Here is a 17,879-nt window from a genome sequence, read left to right as displayed (position 1 = left end):
GATGAGCACGCTTGCGCGACGCAGCCCCAGCCAGACCCACAGGGCGCTGACGGCCGACGACATGGAGGCGCTGGCCATCGGCGCCTGGATCCTGGGCACCGGCGGCGGCGGCGATCCCTACCACAAGCTCCTCAACATGCGGCAGCTCTACGCCGAGGGCCGCTCGGTCGAGCTGATCGACCCGATGGCGCTGCCCGACGACGCGCTGGTGGCGGTGCTGTCCAACATGGGCGCCCCCCTGGTGGGGCAGGAGCGTCTGGCCGACCCCGACTTCGCCGTGAAGCCCCTGCGGATGATGGAGGAGCACCTGGGCCGCAAGTTCGACGCGGTGATGGCGCTGGAGATCGGCGGCGGCAACGGCGTGCATCCGATGATGGTCGCCGCGATGACCGGCTACCCGGTGGTCGACGCCGACACCATGGGCCGCGCCTATCCCGAGGCGCAGATGACCTCGGTCGCCGTCGCGGGCCTGCGCTGCTACCCGCTGACCATGGCCGACATTCGCGACAACGAGATCATCTTCCCGCGCGCCGCCTCCTGGCGCTGGATGGAGCGGATTTCTCGCAAAGCCTGCACCGAGATCGGCTCGGTCGCCGCCACCTGCAAGGCGCCCCGCACCGGCGCCGAGGTGAAGCAGCACGGCATCCTCTACTCGGTGTCGAAAGCCATCGACCTTGGCCGCAAGGTCGCCCAGGCGCGGCGCGCCCATGCCGACCCGATCGAGGCGGTGCTGGAGGCCGGCCACGGCAAGCTGATCTTCACCGGCAAGATCACCGACGTCGAGCGTCGCGCGACCGAAGGCTTCCTGCGGGGCAAGGCCAAGCTGGAGGGGCTCGGCCCCGACGCCGGCTCCGACATGGTCGTCCACTTTCAGAACGAGTTCTCGGTGGCCTTCAAGGGCGACGTGCCGGTGGTGATGACCCCGGACCTGATCTGCCTGCTCGACACCGTCTCGGGCGAGGGGATCGGCACCGACGTGATCCGCTTCGGCCAGCGCGTCTCGGTGCTGGCCCTGCCGGCGCCGGAGGTGTTCCTGTCGGAGGCCGGCCTCTCCGCCGTGGGCCCGAAGGCCTTCGGCTTCGACATCCCGTTCAAGTCCGTCTTCGAAGGAGCGTCGGCGTGAGCACCCCCATGAAGCGCATCGGCATCGACGTCGGCGGCACCAACACCGACGCGGCCCTCCTCGACGGGTCGAAGGTGCTGGCGGCGGTGAAGACCTTCACCACCGCCGACGTCACCTCCGGCGTGCGCACCGCGCTCAAGGAGCTGGTCGCCAAGGCCGGGCCGGCGGCCGAGGGCGTGACCGCCGTGATGATCGGCACCACCCACTACACCAACGCGGTCGTGGAGCGGCGCAACCTCGGCCGCGCCGCCGCGATCCGCGTGTCGCTGCCCGCCTCGGCCTCGCTGAAGCCGTTCTGCGACTGGCCGGCCGATCTCGCCGCGCAGGTGGTCGGCGGCGTGCATCTCGTGCACGGCGGCCACGAATACGACGGGCGCGAGCTGGTCCCGATGGACGAGGCCGAGGTCGCCGCCGCCGCCCGCGCCATCCGCGCCGCCGGCGTCAACGCGGTGGCCATCTCCGCCACCTTCTCCCCGCTGACCGCGGCCTGCGAGGAGCGCGCGGCCGAGATCGTGCGCAACGAGCATCCCGATTGCCACGTCACCCTGTCCTCCGCGCTCGGCCGCATCGGCCTGCTGGAGCGGGAGAACGTGGCGCTGATGAACGCATCCCTGATCGATCTGGCGCGCGAGACCACGCAGGCCTTCGTCGACGCGGTCGCGGCCTCTGGGCTGAACGCGCGGCTCTACATCACCCAGAACGACGGCACCGTGGCGCTGGCCGAGGCGGCGCGGGAATACCCGGTGTTCTCCTTCGCCTCGGGCCCCACCAACTCGATGCGCGGCGCGGCCCTGCTGGCGGGGATCGAGAACGCCATGGTCTGCGACGTGGGCGGCACCACCGCCGACATCGGCTGCCTGGTGAACGGTTTTCCGAGAGAGGCCAACAACGTAGTGGAAGTGGGTGGGGTCCGGACGCTGTTCCGCATGCCCGACCTGCTCTCCATCGCCGTGGGCGGCGGTACCATCATCGGGAGCGACCCGATCACCGTCGGCCCCCGCTCGGTCGGCTACCGGCTGGGGCAGGAGGCGCTGGTCTTCGGCGGCTCCACCGTCACCTCGACCGACATCGCGGTCGCCTCGGGCCTGATCGACTTGGGCGACCGCTCGAAGGTCGCGCACCTGGACCCGGCCTTCGTGAAGGCGGCCCTTGCAAAGATCCACGAGACCGTGGCCGAGAGCGTCGACCGCATGAAGACCGACGCGACCGAGGTTCCGCTTCTGGCCGTCGGCGGCGGCGCGATGCTGATCCCCGACCGCATCCCCGGCATCTCCGAGGTCGTGCACGTCGAACATTCCAACGTCGCCAACGCGGTGGGCGCGGCCATCGCCCAGATCTCGGGCGAGACCGACCGCATCTATCGCGACGTGGAGCGCGACGAGGCCATCGCCATGGCCCGCGCCGAGGCGGTCGAGAGCGCGGCCCGCGCCGGCGCCGACCCCGCCACCATCAAGGTGATCGACGTCGAGGACCTGCCGCTGAGCTACCTTCCCGGCAAGGCCATCCGCACCCGCGTGCGCGTGGTCGGCGAAGCCGCCGCCCTTGCGCCCGAGGCCGCCGAGTGAGCGCGGTCGACCTCGGGCCCCGGGCCGGCGGCGGGGCGGGGGCGCAGGCCTCCGCCCCACCCCTGATCGGGCTGCTGGTGGTGGGCAAGGCCCCCCGCCCGACCCTGCTGGCCGAGATCGCCCGGGTGACGCGGGGGGCGGAGCTGCGCATGCTCGGCGCCCTCGATCACCTGAGCGACGAGGAGGTGCGCGCGCATCCGCCGACCTCCGACGCCGACACGCTGTTCACGACGCTGCCCGACGGCTCGACCACGCTGGTCTCCAAGGCGGCGGTGACGGAGGGGATGAAGGCGCGGCTGGCGGACCTGTCGGCGATGGGGGCCGCCGCCGCCATCGTCTGCTGCACCGGCAAGTTCGAGGGACTGGCGGCGCCGGGGGTGCATTTCGCCTCCGACCTGCTGGCCGGCGCGGTGGCCGCCTGCCTGCCGCAGGGCGGCCGGCTGGGGGTCTTCATCCCCTCGCCGGCGCAGGCCGCCAACGCCGTCGCCCGCTGGGCGGCGAGCGGGGTGGAGGCGGCGGCGATCCCCCTCTCCCCCGACGCGGACGCCGCCGCCGTCGAGGCCGCGGCCCGCGCCATGGCGGCCGAGGCCCCCGACCTCGTGGCGATGGACTGCATCAGCTACACCCACGCGGCCCGGACCCGCGCCGCCGCGATCCACGGGGCGCCGGCGCTGCTGGCGGCCTCCGTCGCCGGCCGCTTCGCCGCCGAGCTCTCCGGCGTCTGAGCGCGAAGGAGCGCCCCGCGGGGCGCCCCTTCGCCGGCCATCGACGGGATCGCTTGACCGCCCTCCGGCGCGCCCCCCCGCCACAGGCGCCCCGGGCCTGACCCGGGGCCTCTCGCCGCCCGCCGCAAGCGCGGCGCGGGGAAGGAGGCGTCGCCCTGCGCCCTCAGTCCTCGTAGATCATCCTGCGCGTCATCCCGCCGTCGACCGTCAGCACCTGGCCGGTGACGAAGCCCGCGTCGGCGAGGTAGAGCACCGCCTCGGCTATGTCCTCGGGCCGGCCCACGCGGCCGGCGGGGTGCTGCCTCCGGTCGGCCTCGGCGTGCTCGGGGAAGGCGCCGTCCTGCGGCCCCTGCAGGTGCCCCGTCTCGATCCAGCCGGGCGCCACGGCGTTGACCCGGATCGCGGGGCCGAGGCTGACGGCGAGCGCGTGGGTCAGCGCCACGATCCCGCCCTTGGCCGCCGCATAGGGCTCGGTGTGCGCCTCCGACTGGAAGGCGCGGGTCGAGGCCATCGAGACCACCGAGCCGCCCCGCGCCCGCAGGGCCGGGATCGCCGCGCGGGTGCACAGGAACACGCTGGTCAGGCCGGCGTCGAGCTGGCGGCGCCATTCGGCGAGGCTCAGCTCCTCGACCGGTATCCGAGGGGCGGAGGCGATGGCGGCGTTGTTGACCAGCAGGTCGAGGCCCTGCGGCGACCACCGGGCGATGCGGGCGAAGGCGGCGGCGACGGCGGCCTCGTCGGCGACGTCGGTCTCGAGCGCCAGCAGGGCGTCGCCGGGGTGGCGGGCGGCCAGCGCCGCGACCATCGCGGGGTCCTTCTCCAGCGCGGCCACCCGCCAGCCCTCGGCCAGCAGGCGGGCGGCGCAGGCGCGGCCGATGCCGCGGCCGGCGCCGGTGATCACGGCGGTTCGGGTCATCTGGGGCTCCTGATCGGGGCGGGTGCGACTAACCAAGCCCAGCAGGCGCCCGGGTCAAGGGGGCCGCGCTCATCGCGCCGCGGCCCGCGTCTTCAGCCGTTCTTCCAGCATGCCCAGCCGGTCGTTGCCCCAGAACAGTTCGCCCTCGAAGAGGAAGCTGGGGACGCCGAAGACGCCGAGCGCCTCGGCCTCGGCCACGATGGCGGCCTGTTCCTCGCGGCCCGGGCCCTCGGCATAGGCGCGGAAGGCGGCGACGTCGCCGCCCTGGGCCGCGATCTCGGCGCAGATGTCCTCGGGCGCGTCGACGTCGAGCTCATGGCGCCAGAACTTCTCGAAGACCGCGCGGTGGTAGCCCTCGAAGATCCCGTTCGCCTGGGCGAACAGCATCCCCGCGTTCGACCAGTAGCCGTCGTAGATCTTCCGCGGCCCCTTCAGCGTCAGGCCCTGCTTATTCGCATAACGGCGCGCGTCCATGTAGGCGTAGCGGACCTTGCGCCAGAAATGGGGGGTGCGGGCCTCGACCGTGCCCATGAATTCGGCGATGCGCAGGGTGTAGGGGCGCCACTCCAGCTCCACGTCCCAGCGATCCGCCAGCGCCAGCGTGGGGGCGAGCGCCACGAAGGCGTAGGGGCTCTTGTAGTCGGTGTAGCAGCGCACGACGGGGCGGCTCATCGCGCGGCCTCCGCGGATCGGTCGGTCATCTCATCCTCCCCGGCCCGGGGTCTTCGCGCCCGGGCTCCCTCGGTCCCGCCAGCCTGCCGCCGCGCGGCCGCGCTGGCAACGGCATCGTAAGCGGGCCTTGCAATCGCCCCCCGCCTCGACGGAAACTGCGGACAAAGACGGATCCGGGCGGACGCCCGCGGTCCGCACAGGTCGCCGAGAACGGCGAGACCGGGAGGAGAACCGAATGACCACCGCGACCGGCGGAAGCCCCCAATCCTACGACGCCATCGTGATCGGCGCGGGATTCGCGGGCCTCTACCAGCTTCATCTGCTGCGCGATCGCCTGGGCCTGAAGACCCGCGTGCTGGAAACCGCCGACGGGGTCGGCGGCACCTGGTACTGGAACCGCTATCCGGGCGCGCGCTGCGACTCGGAGAGCCACTCCTACCGCTACTTCTTCTCGAAGGAGCTGCACGAGAGCTGGGATTACTCCGAGCGCTACCCGGGCCAGGAGGAGATCCGCGCCTACCTCAACCACGTCGCCGACAAGCTGGCGCTGCGGCCGGACATCCAGCTTTCGACCAAAGTGACCGCGGCGGCCTGGGACGAGGCCGCCGGGCGCTGGACCGTGACCACCGAGGCCGGCGAGCGCTTCGCCTGCCAGTGGCTGATCACCGCGGTGGGCTGCCTGAGCTCGGCCAACGTGCCGAACATTCCGGGGCTGGAGGACTTCAGGGGCGAGTGGCACCACACCGGCCGCTGGCCGCATGAGGGCGTGGATTTCGCCGGCAAGCGCGTGGGGCAGGTGGGCACCGGCTCGACCGGGATCCAGGCGGTTCCGGTGATCGCGGAGACGGCCGGCAGCCTCACCGTCTTCCAGCGCACCGCCAACTACTCGGTCCCCGCCCGCAACGGGCCGCTGAACGAGCAGCGCAAGAAGGAGTGGCGCGACAACTTCGAGGAGGTGCGCAAGCTGGTGCAGTCGACGCCCAACGCGCACCCGTTCCGGATCTCGACCGACAGGGCGCTGGACCAGGACGAGGCGACCCGGCTGGAACGCTACCAGAAGGCCTGGGACATCGGCGGCCTGCGCTTCCGCGCCGTGTTCCACGACCTGCTGCTGAGCAAGGAGGCGAACGACACCGCCGCCGAGTTCCTCAAGGGCAAGATCCGCGAGATCGTGAAGGACCCGGAGACGGCGCGGATCCTCTCGGACATCGACCACCCCTACGCGGCCAAGCGGCCGCCCATCGACACCAACTATTTCGACACGTTCAACCTCGACCACGTCTCGGTGGTCGACGTGCGGGCCGATCCGATCCGGCGGATCGTGCCGGAGGGGATCGAGCTCGAATCGGGCGCGGTGCACGAGCTGGACGTGATCGTCTTCGCCACCGGCTTCGACGCGATGACCGGGCCGCTGCTGTCCATCGACTTCCAGGGCGCGGGCGGGCGCCGCTTGCGCGACGACTGGGCGGCGGGGCCGAAGACCTGGGTGGGCGTGGCGATCCCGGGCTATCCCAACCTCTTCACCGTGACCGGGCCGGGGAGCCCCTCGGTGCTCGCCAACATGATCGTGCCCATCGAGCAGCATGTGGAGTGGATCGCCGACTGCATCGAGACGATGCGGCGCGAGGGCGTGGAGCGCATCGAGGCGACCCCCGCCGCGGCCGAGGCCTGGATGGCCCATGTCGGCGACGCGGCCAACGCCACCCTGCTGCCGCAGGCGGGGCACAGCTGGTACCTGGGCGCGAACGTGCCGGGCAAGCCGCGGGTGTTCATGCCCTATGCGGGCGGCATGGTGCGCTTCCGCCAGATCTGCGACGCGGTGGCGGCGCGGGGCTACGAGGGCTTCGCCATGGGCGCGCCCGCCGATCCGGCCGCGCCCCCGCCCCCGGTGCTGGCCGAGATGACCGGCCCCGACGCGCCGCCGCTGCCGGGATACCCGGCCGACGCCCGGACCTCGCTGGTCGAGGCGCCGGGCGTCTGAGGCTCGGCCGCGGCCGGGCGCCCGCCTGAGCGGGGCGCCCGCCCGGGGCGCCCGGGGCGCGGCGGTCCTGCCTGCGGCCGGCCGCGAGAGGCCCCGGGTCGAGCCCGGGGCGCCGCCAGGGGCGCGCGAGGCGCCCCGAAACGCCAGGGTTCGCCCCCTCCGACGCCGTGCCGGGACCGCTCCGGCGCGGGGTTTCCGCGTGGCCGCGCCGGGGTGCGACGGGCGGTCGCATGAATCCTTGACGGGCCGCCGGGCGGCTGGTCAGGATGGCGAAAGGTCGGCCCGCGGAACGGGTTCTGCAGGGTCGGCCGGCCAGGGCGCGCGCCAACGACGCGCCCGGCGCATGGGAGGAAAAACGAACATGACTCGAAGCAACGGACCGACTCCGTCCCGTCGCCAGGTGCTGGCGACGGTCGGCGCGGCCACGGCCGTCGCGGCGCTGGGCGCGCCCTTCGTGGCCCGCGGCCAGGGGGCGAAGATCCGCGTCGGCATGCCCACCATCCTGTCGGGCCGCGTCGCCATCCTGGGCACGTCGAGCCGCGACGCCGCCACGCTGGCCGTCAACCGGTTCAACGCCGCCGGCGGCTTCGGCGGCCGCGAGGTGGAGCTGGTGGTGCGCGACTCCAAGGGCCAGCCCGACGAGGCCGCCCGCGTCACCCGCGACCTGGTCAACACCGAGGGCTGCGAGATCATCATCGACGCCGAGGCCTCCTCGGGCTCCTTCGCGGTGCACGAGGTGGTGGGCGAGCTGGGGGTGCTGTGCCTGCACACCTGCTCCGAGACCTCGGCGCTGACGGCGGATCCGAAGCTGCACAAGCCGACGGCGTTCCGCGCCGCGCGCCAGGGCATCCACGACGCGGTGGCGGGCGGCAAATACGCCGCGAACATCGCCAAGCGCGACAACCTGATGAAGTGGATGACCTGCTCGCCCGACTACGCCTACGGCCGGGACAACACCGCGCAGTTCGTCGAGTATCTCAAGATCTTCGCCCCCGAGATCGAGGTGGTGAACGAGGCCTGGCCCAAGCTGTTCGAGCCGGACTACACCGCCTATGTCACCCGGGTCCTGCAGGTGCAGCCGGACGCGATCTACTCGGCGCTCTGGGGCGGCGACCTGGTCTCGTTCCTCGAGCAGGCGAACCTCTACCAGATCTTCGCGGGCGGGCTGCAGTGGTTCTCCGGCGGGCTCGCCGATCCGCCGATCGTCAATGCGCTCAAGCAGCTCCCCGCGGGCCTGCATTCGGTCTTCCGTTACGATCCGGACTATCCCGACAGCCAGGCCAACAAGGACTTCTACCAGGGCTTCACCGAGATCTCGGAGACGGAGCCGACCAACTGGGCCTGGCAGACCTACACGGCCGTGCAGTTCATCGACCAGGCGCTGGGCGCGACGAGCGGGAACACCGACGGCCAGGCGCTCGCCGACGCGATCAAGGGCGCCAAGGTCGAGAGCCCGTTCACCGAGACCGGCGAGATCACCATGCGCGAGAGCGACCACACGATCATCGGCTACCCGGTGGCGTGGGGCCAGTCGCGCCCCGATCCCAAGGGCTTCCAGAACTGGGAGCGCGGCGACTGGGACGAGATCCTGTCGATGGAGCAGGAGTGGAAGAAGCGCCAGGGCTACGCCTGAGCGCGCGGCCGCGGCGGGCCTGACCGACGCGGCCTTTCCCCTCGACCTCGCGTCCGTCCCGGCCCCGCGGCCGGGGCGGGACCGCTCCCAACACCCCTGATCGGGAGACCTTCATGGACCTCACGGCGCTGACCGGCTGCCTGAGCGTGCCCGCCTGCGCGGTCACCCAGCTGTCGACCGGGCTGATCATCGGAATGCTGCTGTTCCTGGTCGCCTCGGGCCTGTCGCTGATCTTCGGCGTGCTGGGGGTGATCAACTTCGCCCACGGCGCCTTCTACATGCTGGGCGCGTATTTCGCGCTGGCCGGCTACCAGCTGACCGGCAACTTCGTCGTGGCGATGGCCGCGGGCGCGGGGGGCATGGCGCTGTTCGGCGCGATCTTCGAGCGATTGTTCATCTCGCGCATCTACGGGCGCGACGTGCTGATGCAGCTGCTGCTGTGCTACGCCTTCGTGCTGATCCTCGACGACATGGTGAAGATCATCTGGGGCGCCGAGTACCAGATGATGGGCATGCCGCAGAGCTTCGCCCTGCCGCCCATGTTCATCGGCGGCGGGCCGGTGCCGCCCTACTACCTGTTCATGATCTCGGCCTCGGTGGTCGTCGGCGCGATCCTGTGGATCGGCATCGCCAAGACCCGCTTCGGCAAGCTGGTGCGCGCGGCCGCGATCAACCCGCAGATGGTCGGCGCGCTGGGGGTGAACACCTCGGTGCTCTACGCCTCGGTCTTCGGGATCGGCTCGCTGCTGGCGGGGCTGGCGGGGGCGCTGGCGGCGCCGGTCAGGACGCTGACGCCGGGCATGGGCCTCTCGATCCTGATCGAGAGCTTCATCGTCACCGTCATCGGGGGCATGGGCTCGATCGTGGGGGCCTTCGTGGCCTCGCTGCTGATCGGGCTGACGCGGTCCTTCGGGTCGATCGGCTTCCCGCTCTTCGTGGACGGCGCGATGTTCGTGATGATGGGGCTGGTGCTGGTGCTGAGGCCCTCGGGCCTCTTCGGACGGCAGGTGTGAGCATGGCGAGCGGACTTCTGCGGGACCTGGGGCTGGGCGTCGTCGCCCTGGTCGTGCTGCTGGCGATCCCCGGGCTCGTGGGATCGGCGGGGCTGATCGACTTCATGATCTACGTCGCCGCCTACGGGCTGCTGGCGATGTCGCTGAACCTGCTGACCGGCTACACCGGGCTGGTGAGCTTCGGGCACGCGGCCTATTTCGCCTCGGGCGCCTATTCCTTCGGGCTGCTGATGCAGTCGGGGACGGTCTCGATCCCCGCGGCCTTCGCCATCGCGGTGGGCTTCTCGGCGCTGACGGCGCTGGTGGTGGGGGCGATCTGCGTGCGGCTGAAGGAGATCTACTTCGCCTTCCTCACGCTCGCCTTCCAGATGATGTTCCACTCGATCATCCTGACCTGGGTGTCGCTGACGGGCGGCGACCAGGGGCTGATGGGGGGCATCCCGCGGCCGGCGTTCTGGGGGATCGACCTCTCCTCGCCGGGCGCGTTCTACACGTTCTGCATGATCGTCTTCGTGATCTGCATCCTGATCCTGCGCCAGATCGTCCAGAGCCCGTTCGGCTACACCCTGCGCATGATCCGCGACAATCCGGGGCGGGCCGAGTTCCTGGGCGTGAACATCTACCGCGCCAAGCTCGTCAGCTTCGTGCTGGCGGGCTCCATCGCCTCGGTCGGGGGGATCCTGCTGGCGCTGTTCGCCTCGGGCGCCTATCCGGAGTTCGCCTACTGGACGATGTCGGGCCAGGCGATCTTCATGATCATGCTGGGCGGCAGCCGGGTGTTCCTGGGGCCCTTGCTGGGGGCGGTGCTGCTGCAGGGGCTGAACCACTACGTCACCGCGGTGACCGAGCATCACGGGCTGGTGCTGGGCATCGTCATCGTCGTCGCGGTGCTGGGCCTGCGCCGGGGGCTGGCGGACTTCGCGCTCGACTGGCGCGAGGCGCGGCGCGAGCGGCGGCTCGCCGCCGACCGCGACGCCGGGCGCGAGCCTTCGGGAAACCCCGCCGCCTCGGGAGGAAACGCATGATGGACATGACCGGCCGCGTCGCGGTCGTCACCGGCGGCGCCAGCGGCATCGGCGCGGCCTGCTGCGCGATGCTGGCCGACCTCGGCGCCCGCGTCGCCGTGGTCGACGTGAACCTCGCCGGCGCCGAGACGGTGGCCGCGGGGCTAAGCGGCGAGGGCCACGCCGCGGCCTTCCTCGACGTGCGCGACGAGGCGGCCGTCGAGGCGCTGGCCGCGAAGCTCGACGCCGAGATGGGCCCGGCCTCGGCGCTGGTGACCTCGGCGGGCGTGCTGCAGCTGCCGCAGCCGCCCGAGGACCTGCCGATGTCCGAGTGGGACCGGGTCGTGGCCGTCGACCAGCGCGGCGTCTGGGTCAGCTGCGTCGCCTGGGGGCGGCGGATGGCGCTGCGGGGGACCGGGTCCATCGTCAACATCGCCTCGGTCGCGGGGATGCGGGCGCTGCCGCTGCACGCCTATTCGCCCGCCAAGGCCGCGGTGATCTCGATGACCGAGTGCCTCGCGACCGAATGGGGCCGCTCGGGCGTGCGGGTGAACGCGGTCTCGCCGGGCTTCACCCTCACCCCTGCGCTCGCCGAGCGCTTCGAGAACGGCGAGCGCGATCCGAAACCCATGCAGGACATGACGCCGATGGGCCGGCTGGTGCGGCCGAAGGAGATCGCCTCGGCGGTCTGCTTCCTGTGCTCGGAGGCGTCTTCGGCGATCAGCGGGATCACGGTGCCGGTGGACGGGGGCTGGCTCTCGGGCCCCGCCTGGACCACCTATGCGCCGTTTCCCGCGGCGAGGGGGAACGCATGACCGAGGCGATGCTCCAGATCCGCGATCTCGCGAAATCCTTCGGCGGCGTGGAGGCGATGCGGGGCGTCAGCCTCGACTTCCCCGCGGGCTCGCTGACCGCCATCATCGGGCCGAACGGGGCGGGCAAGACCACGTTCTTCAACCTGATCTCCGGCGCGATCCGGCCCGACGCCGGCTCGGTGAAGCTGGACGGGGAGGAGCTGGTGGGGCTGTCGAGCCTTCAGGTCGTGCGCCGCGGCATGACCCGGGCCTTCCAGGTCGCCAGCATTTTCCCCGACATGACCATGGAGCAGAGCCTGGTCGCCGCCGTCACCGCGCACCGGGGGGAGCTCTTCTCGATGCTCCGCCGCGCGCCCCTGCCGGAGGCGCAGGCGCGGGCGGGCGAGATCATGGACCTGCTCGGCCTGACCCCGCGGGCGAAGGCGCTGTCGCGCAACCTCTCCCATGGCGAGCAGAAGCTGCTCGACATCGGCCTCGCGCTCGCGCTCGACCCCAAGGTGCTGCTGCTGGACGAGCCGACCGCGGGCATGGGCGCGGAAGAACGCTGGCGGATGATCGAGAAGGTCCATGCGCTGTGGGAGGGCACGGACCTGACGGTGATCTTCATCGAGCATGACATGGACATCGTCTTCCAGATCGCCCAGTCGATCGACGTGCTCAGCTACGGGCAGGTGCTGGCGAAAGGCACGCCCGAGGAGATCAAGCGCAACCAGGACGTGATCGACGCCTACCTGGGCCAGGACCACCACCACGTCGCGACGGAGGGCGCCTGATGGCCGAAGCCGCCACGCTTGAAGACCGCCCCGCCGCCGCGCGCGCGGCGCTGCTGGAGGTCGAGAACCTCGACGTCTACTACGGCGCCAGCCAGATCCTGTTCGGGCTCGGCCTCGCGGTCGGGGAGGGGGACACGGTGGCGCTGCTCGGGCGCAACGGGGCGGGCAAGTCCACCACCTTCAAGGCCATCGCCGGCATCGCGCCGCCGCGGCGCGGCTCGGTCCGCCTGCGGGGGCGGGAGATGGCGGGCGCCGCCCCCCACCGCATCGCGCGGGCGGGCATCGGCTACGTCCCCGAGGACCGGCAGGTGTTCCCCGAGCATTCGGTCGAGGACAACCTGCTGATCGGCGAGAAGAAGGGCCCCACCGGCAAGCGCGAGTGGACGCTGGAGCGGGTCTACGACGTGTTCCCGATCCTCGCGGGCATGAAGGGGCGCATGGCCGGGCGGCTGTCGGGGGGCGAGCAGCAGATGCTGACCATCGCCCGCACCCTGATGGGCAACCCCGACCTGGTGCTGCTCGACGAGCCCTCGGAGGGCCTCGCCCCGATCATCGTGGCCGAGATCGGCAAGCTGATCGGAACCCTGCGCGAGATGGGCGTCACCATCCTGATGGCCGAGCAGAACATGCACTTCTGCCTCGCCGTCGCCACCCACGCGGCGGTGATCGACAAGGGCGTGGTGGTCTATCGCGACACCATCGCGGGCCTGCGCGCCAACCGCGAGATCACCGACCGCTACCTCTCGATCTGAGGGAGGGCGCAACGCGGAACGGCCGGGCAGGGGAGACCCCGCCCGGCCGTCGTCGGTTCGGGACCCCGCCGCGAGGGCGGGGTCCCGGATGCGTCAGGAGAAGATGAAGTCGCCGGCGTCGAGATCGGCCGAGGCGATGTTCTTGAGCACCGCCACCGGGTCGTCGTGCTTGCCGTCGGCGACGAAGATCCGCGCGTGGCCCCCGACGCTGTCGGTGATCACCAGATCGCCGAAGCCGATGCCGCCGAAGCCCACGAGCTCCACCACGTCCTCGTCCAGCACGAAGTCCTTGATGCAGTCCTTGCCGCGGAACTCGGGCGCGTCCTCGATGACGAAGACGTCGTCGCCCTCGCCGCCCCACATCTTGTCCCTGCCCAGGCCGCCGACGAGGATGTCGTCGCCGCCCTCGCCCCAGAGCTTGTCCGACCGCGCGCCGCCCTCGATGAGGTTGGCGTTCCCGTTGCCGGTCAGCTGGTCGCGCCCGACGGTGCCGGTCAGCGCCTCGACCCCGAAGCTCAGGTCCAGCGTCACCTGGCCGAAGCCCGGCACGGTGAGCGTGATCTGGTCGTCGCCGTAGCTGCCCGGCGCCGAGAGCGAGACCTCGAAGGAGACCGTGGCCGGCCCCGCGACGTCGGCGTAGCTCGTCGGCGTCACGCTCTGCACGAAGCCGTAGTCGTCGGAGGAGACGAAGATGTCGACGTCGGTGGTCGACTCCGCCAGCCCCGCGGTGATCGCCGCCGCCAGGTTGGAGCTGTCGGAGGCCAGCGTCTGCACCGAGCCGCCGAGCCCCGGCTGCAGCACGTTCATCTGCTGGAGCAGGTTCTGGTAGGTCCCCACCATGTTCGCGGTGACGGTGAAGATCGGCGTGATCTCCGCCGCCGCCAGCAGCGCCGCCACCTGGGCGACGGAGGGATAGTCCTCGAGCGAGAACATGCCGAGCCCGTCGCCGAGGTCCGCGTCGTTGTCGTTGGCCCCGCCGGCGGCGTAGTTGCCTGCGAAGTGGAACGGCGCGTCGGTCGACAGCACCACGAAGCGCTGGGCGTCGGCGCGGTAGCCGATCTCGCCCTCGGCGCGGGCGGCCACCTGCTGGAGCGCGACGAGCTGCGCCTCGGGCGTGTCGTTGCCCCCGCCGGTGGTCAGCAGGTCCATGGCCGCGTCGGCGACGGCGGCGTTGGCGGTGACCCCCTGGTTGGTGGTGTAGACGAAGTCCGAGCCGACGCCGAAGGGCGAGAACGGGTAGTCGATGAAGCTCGCGATGCCGAAGCCCACGTCCTCGGCCCCCGCCAGCGTCAGGTCCGCCAGCAGGTCGGCCACGAAGTTCCCGTTCTGCAGCGCCGGCAGGTCGTTGAGGAACGAGCCCGACAGGTCCTGCGCCAGCACGATGTCGGCCTTCTCCGGCAGGTCCGGCACCGCCACGTTGAGCGTGAAGGTCACCGTGCCGTCCGGCCCGCGCACCACGTTGGAGACGCCGCCGTCGTCGTCGTCGAGCGTCAGCGAGGCCGGCGAGATCGCCAGCCCGTCGCCCAGGCTCGCGACGATGCCGGCGACTTCGTTCACCACGATCGTGGCCTCGGCGCAGTCCTCGCCCCCGTCGCCGTCGGAGACGGTGTATTCGAAGCTCGCCTCGCCCGTGAAGCCGGTGACAGGCGTGAACGAGAAGCTCCCGTCCGCGTTCAGCGTCAGCCAGCCGCCGGCGATGGCGATCTCGGTCCCCACGGCGGCGGCCGAGCCGTCGACCTCGGTCACCGTCAGCGGGTCGCCGTCGGCGTCGACGTCGTTGTCGAGCACGTTGCCGGTGAGGATCGTGTCCTCCTCCTGGCTGTAGTCGTCGTCGACCGCGTCGGGCGCATTGGGCGCCACGGCGGCGAGCTTGAGCGAATCCTCGCGCGAGCCGTCCTCGCCGACGGAGGTCAGCCGCACGCCGAAGCGCATCCCCCCGATGTCGTCGAGCGAGAGGTCCACCCCGTCGGCGCCCGAGAGGGTGAAGCTGGTCGCGTCGACGTCGTCCTTGCCGATCCCCTGGGTCCCGAACTCGACGCCCGCGTCGAAGGCGGCGCCCTTCTTGGTGATCGCGCCCTTCATGTTGGCGCCGTTGCCCAGGTCGTCGACCGCGTTCGCCGCGAACTGCGAGTCGGTCACGTCGGGGCTTTCGGCGCCCACGACGGTCATGCCGGGCAGCACGGACTCGTCCGCGACGTCCCAGAACAGGCCGCGCAGGTCCGCCTGGACCCCGCCGCTTTCGTCCACCTCGACGGTGAACCGCAGATCGATCGAGCCGTCTCCGGCGACGATCTCCTCGACCGTGACGATGGTGTCGACAGGCCCGGGTATGGTGAATACGAGCGAGCGGCAGGTCATGGCTTCCTCCCCCCAAGGGTTCGAGGTGGCTGTTGCGCCCGTGGCCGCGCCGACGCCCTCCCCGATCGCGCGAGCGGGCGCGTGCGGAGACCCCATGCCCTTCCCCAGGCGCAGGTCTTGCGGAATGTCGGAAACGCCGCGAGCGATGAGTGCCGGAACTATATCCGTTTCACATGAATTAACTTGTAATCACTTGTTAATATTCAACGGTGAATTGAAGTCGGGCCCGGATCGATTTGGGTGCGCAGCGGCAAGGCCATCGCGTTACATGAGAATTTCCATGTGCGCCGCAGCATGACCGGGCGCGCCGCCGTCCGGACCCCCCCGGATGTCGCGGTCAGGCGAGCGCCGAATCCTCGACCGAGGCGGGCGCGCCCTCGGGCCAGGCGACCTCCAGGGCGGTGGAGGAATCGCGGCACAGGCGGGTCAGCGCCTCGGGGAAGGGCAGGTCGGTGAACACCCCCGCCAGGTCGCGCAGCGAGGCGATGCGCACCGGCGCGCTGCGCTGGAGCTTGGTGTGGTCGGCGACCAGGAAGCTGCGCCGCGCCAGCCGCACGATGCGCCGGCTGACGCCGACCTCCTGCGGGTCGTAGTCGAGGATGTCGCCGTCCTCGTCCAGCGCCGAGCAGCCGATGACCGCGAGGTCGACCTTGAAGCGCTCGATCGCCTGCAGGGTCATCTCGCCCACCAGCCCGCCGTCGCTGCGCCGGAGCGAGCCGCCGGTCAGCACGATCTCGCACGAGGGGTTCGCGGTCAGGATGTTCGCCACGTTGAGGTTGTTGGTCACCACCAGCAGGTTGCGATGGGCGAGCAGGGCGCGGGCCACCGCCTCGGTCGAGGTGCCGATGCTGAGGAACAGCGAGGCCTCCTCGGGGATCGCGCGGGCGCAGAGCGCGGCGATGGCGGCCTTGGCCTCGCCGTTCAGGGCGCGGCGCTGCTCGTAGCCGATGTTGCGCACGCTCGATGGCAGGATCGCGCCGCCGTGCACCCGCTCGAGCCGGCCGTCGTCGGCGAGCTCGCCCAGGTCGCGGCGGATGGTCTGCACGCTGACGCCCAGCCGGCCGGCCAGGTCCTCGACCAGCACGCGGCCCTCGCGGCGGGCGATCTCCAGAATCTCGTGGCGACGGATGGACAGGGCGGCCTCCGGGCGGCGTCTTCGCGGAGGTTCGAATGTGCGCGAACCCGCGCCCATTGCAAGCGACATGCGCGGTTCAGGCCGAAAACGAGCGATGACGCGCTGCAGCATGGCGCGATCCACATCAAAAACGCGCGTATGCGAAAGAGATGCTTTGACTCCGTTCCGCGCGAGGTGCTTTCGTCGGCTCGACCGCAGGGGGATCGGCGGCGGGCGAGGGAGGATCGCGCGCCGCAGACCGCTCCCGCGAGCAGAGACGACGGCGCGCCGCGAGGCGACGCGACAGACCCGGCCGTCCGGCCGGGACCGGGAGGACAGACCGCATGGCGTTGACGCTCGAGGGCGTTTCGAAATCCGTGGGCGGGCGGGTGCACATCCACCCCACCGACCTGACGCTGGCGCGCGGCACGATGAACGTGCTGCTGGGACCGACGCTGGCGGGCAAGACCTCCCTGATGCGGCTGATGGCGGGGCTGGACGCGCCGAGCTCGGGCCGGGTGCTGTGGGAGGGCGCGGACGTCACCGGCATGCGGGTGCAGGACCGGGGCGTGGCCATGGTCTACCAGCAGTTCATCAACTACCCCGCGATGACGGTGTTCGAGAACATCGCCTCCCCCCTGCGCCTGAAGGGCCGCCCCCGGGACGAGATCCGAAGGCGCGTGGGCGAGGTGGCGGAGATGATGAAGCTGACCCCGATGCTCGACCGCAAGCCGCTGGAACTGTCGGGCGGCCAGCAGCAGCGCTGCGCGCTGGCGCGCGCGCTGGTCAAGGACGCGGGCCTGGTGCTGCTCGACGAGCCGCTGGCGAACCTCGACTACAAGCTGCGCGAGGAGCTGCGCGTCGAGATCCCGCGGATCTTCGAGGCCTCGGGCGCGATCTTCGTCTACGCCACCACCGAGCCGGAGGAGGCGCTGCTTCTGGGCGGCTCCACAGCCACCCTGTGGGAGGGGCGCGTGACCCAGTTCGGGCCGACGCCCGAGGTCTACCGCCGCCCGCAGGATGCGACCACGGCGCGGGTGTTCTCGGACCCGCCGATGAACTTCCTCGCCATCGAGAAGCGCGGCGACCGGCTGGCCTTCGGCGACGGGCAGGCGGTGGCGGCCGCGGGTCCGCTGGCGCGGCTCTCGGACGGGCGCTACCTCGCGGGGTTCCGCCCCAACCACCTGGAGCTGGAGAGCCACGGCCCCGACGCCATGGCCTTCACCACCCATCTGGCGGTGGCCGAGATCACCGGATCGGAGACCTTCGTGCATCTCGACCACCACGGCGAGCGCTGGGTGGGCCTGGTCCACGGGGTGCGGGAGCTGCAGATCGGAGCGCCGCTGCAGGTCCATCTCGATCCCGCCCATGTCTACGTGTTCGGCGAGGACGGGGCGCTGGTCGCGCCCGCGGCCTACGCGGCCGCCGCCTGAGC

15 protein-coding genes are annotated in these 17,879 nt (G+C 71.5%); 11 read left to right on the top strand and 4 right to left on the bottom strand.

Annotated elements, in window-relative coordinates:
* The first annotated feature begins 1 nt into the window (after position 1).
* From BM064_RS19765 to BM064_RS19755, 3 genes are read left to right on the top strand one after another with little or no spacing between them, the layout of a single operon-like run.
* Positions 2-1,123, top strand: coding sequence for an S-methyl thiohydantoin desulfurase family protein (locus BM064_RS19765; RefSeq protein ID WP_092862616.1), 1,122 nt, complete (start codon positions 2-4; stop codon positions 1,121-1,123).
* A complete protein-coding gene (locus BM064_RS19760; protein ID WP_245779223.1) occupies positions 1,120-2,688 on the top strand; it encodes a hydantoinase/oxoprolinase N-terminal domain-containing protein in 1,569 nt (522 codons plus the stop codon). Before BM064_RS19765 ends, BM064_RS19760 begins: the two co-directional genes overlap by 4 nt.
* Positions 2,685-3,413, top strand: coding sequence for an AroM family protein (locus BM064_RS19755; protein WP_092862613.1), 729 nt, complete (start codon positions 2,685-2,687; stop codon positions 3,411-3,413). Before BM064_RS19760 ends, BM064_RS19755 begins: the two co-directional genes overlap by 4 nt.
* 163 nt (positions 3,414-3,576) lie before the next feature.
* On the opposite strand, the gene BM064_RS19750 is transcribed toward BM064_RS19755, so the two are convergent.
* The gene (locus BM064_RS19750; protein WP_092862610.1) at positions 3,577-4,329 is read right to left on the bottom strand and encodes an SDR family oxidoreductase; all 753 of its coding nucleotides are present in this window, start codon (positions 4,327-4,329) and stop codon (positions 3,577-3,579) included.
* 69 nt (positions 4,330-4,398) lie between these two features.
* Positions 4,399-5,001: a 2-hydroxychromene-2-carboxylate isomerase gene (locus BM064_RS19745; RefSeq protein ID WP_092862607.1), complete on the bottom strand. Its 603-nt coding sequence runs from the start codon at positions 4,999-5,001 to the stop codon at positions 4,399-4,401.
* Positions 5,002-5,236: 235 nt separating this feature from the next.
* Between BM064_RS19745 and BM064_RS19740 the strand changes: the two genes are divergently transcribed.
* The 7 genes from BM064_RS19740 to BM064_RS19710 all read left to right on the top strand — a co-directional run bounded on the left by BM064_RS19740 (position 5,237) and on the right by BM064_RS19710 (position 12,972).
* Positions 5,237-6,982: a flavin-containing monooxygenase gene (locus BM064_RS19740; RefSeq protein ID WP_092862604.1), complete on the top strand. Its 1,746-nt coding sequence runs from the start codon at positions 5,237-5,239 to the stop codon at positions 6,980-6,982.
* Positions 6,983-7,343: 361 nt separating this feature from the next.
* Positions 7,344-8,615: an ABC transporter substrate-binding protein gene (locus BM064_RS19735; protein WP_092862601.1), complete on the top strand. Its 1,272-nt coding sequence runs from the start codon at positions 7,344-7,346 to the stop codon at positions 8,613-8,615.
* Between the two features lie 113 nt (positions 8,616-8,728).
* Positions 8,729-9,628, top strand: a complete 900-nt coding sequence (locus BM064_RS19730; protein ID WP_092862598.1) for a branched-chain amino acid ABC transporter permease — start codon at positions 8,729-8,731, stop codon at positions 9,626-9,628.
* 2 nt (positions 9,629-9,630) lie between these two features.
* On the top strand, positions 9,631-10,653 hold the full coding sequence (locus BM064_RS19725) for a branched-chain amino acid ABC transporter permease (protein ID WP_092862594.1): 1,023 nt from the start codon (positions 9,631-9,633) through the stop codon (positions 10,651-10,653).
* The gene (locus BM064_RS19720) at positions 10,650-11,447 is read left to right on the top strand and encodes an SDR family NAD(P)-dependent oxidoreductase (protein ID WP_218161083.1); all 798 of its coding nucleotides are present in this window, start codon (positions 10,650-10,652) and stop codon (positions 11,445-11,447) included. The genes BM064_RS19725 and BM064_RS19720 overlap by 4 nt, the downstream gene beginning before the upstream one ends.
* Positions 11,444-12,220, top strand: coding sequence for an ABC transporter ATP-binding protein (locus tag BM064_RS19715; protein WP_218161082.1), 777 nt, complete (start codon positions 11,444-11,446; stop codon positions 12,218-12,220). The genes BM064_RS19720 and BM064_RS19715 overlap by 4 nt, the downstream gene beginning before the upstream one ends.
* Positions 12,220-12,972: an ABC transporter ATP-binding protein gene (locus BM064_RS19710; RefSeq protein ID WP_092862587.1), complete on the top strand. Its 753-nt coding sequence runs from the start codon at positions 12,220-12,222 to the stop codon at positions 12,970-12,972. The genes BM064_RS19715 and BM064_RS19710 overlap by 1 nt, the downstream gene beginning before the upstream one ends.
* Before the next feature lie 93 nt (positions 12,973-13,065).
* Here BM064_RS19710 and BM064_RS27575 read toward each other — a convergent pair whose 3' ends face one another.
* Together BM064_RS27575 and BM064_RS19700 are read right to left on the bottom strand one after the other, a co-directional pair.
* Positions 13,066-15,330, bottom strand: a complete 2,265-nt coding sequence (locus tag BM064_RS27575) for an Ig-like domain-containing protein (RefSeq protein WP_177236333.1) — start codon at positions 15,328-15,330, stop codon at positions 13,066-13,068.
* Positions 15,331-15,667: 337 nt separating this feature from the next.
* A complete protein-coding gene (locus BM064_RS19700) occupies positions 15,668-16,522 on the bottom strand; it encodes a DeoR/GlpR family DNA-binding transcription regulator (RefSeq protein WP_092862581.1) in 855 nt (284 codons plus the stop codon).
* A 266-nt stretch (positions 16,523-16,788) separates the two neighbouring features.
* Here BM064_RS19700 and BM064_RS19695 point away from each other — a divergent pair, with 266 nt between their 5' ends.
* Entirely contained in the window at positions 16,789-17,877 is a 1,089-nt protein-coding gene (locus BM064_RS19695) for an ABC transporter ATP-binding protein (RefSeq protein WP_092862578.1), read from the top strand.
* Positions 17,878-17,879 lie beyond the last annotated feature (2 nt).

Origin of the sequence: Albimonas pacifica (genome assembly GCF_900113695.1) — a bacterium.
GTDB lineage: Bacteria > Pseudomonadota > Alphaproteobacteria > Rhodobacterales > Rhodobacteraceae > Albimonas > Albimonas pacifica.
The sequence above is the reverse complement of the archived record's forward strand: the minus strand, read 5'-3'. Positions and strand labels throughout refer to the sequence as shown.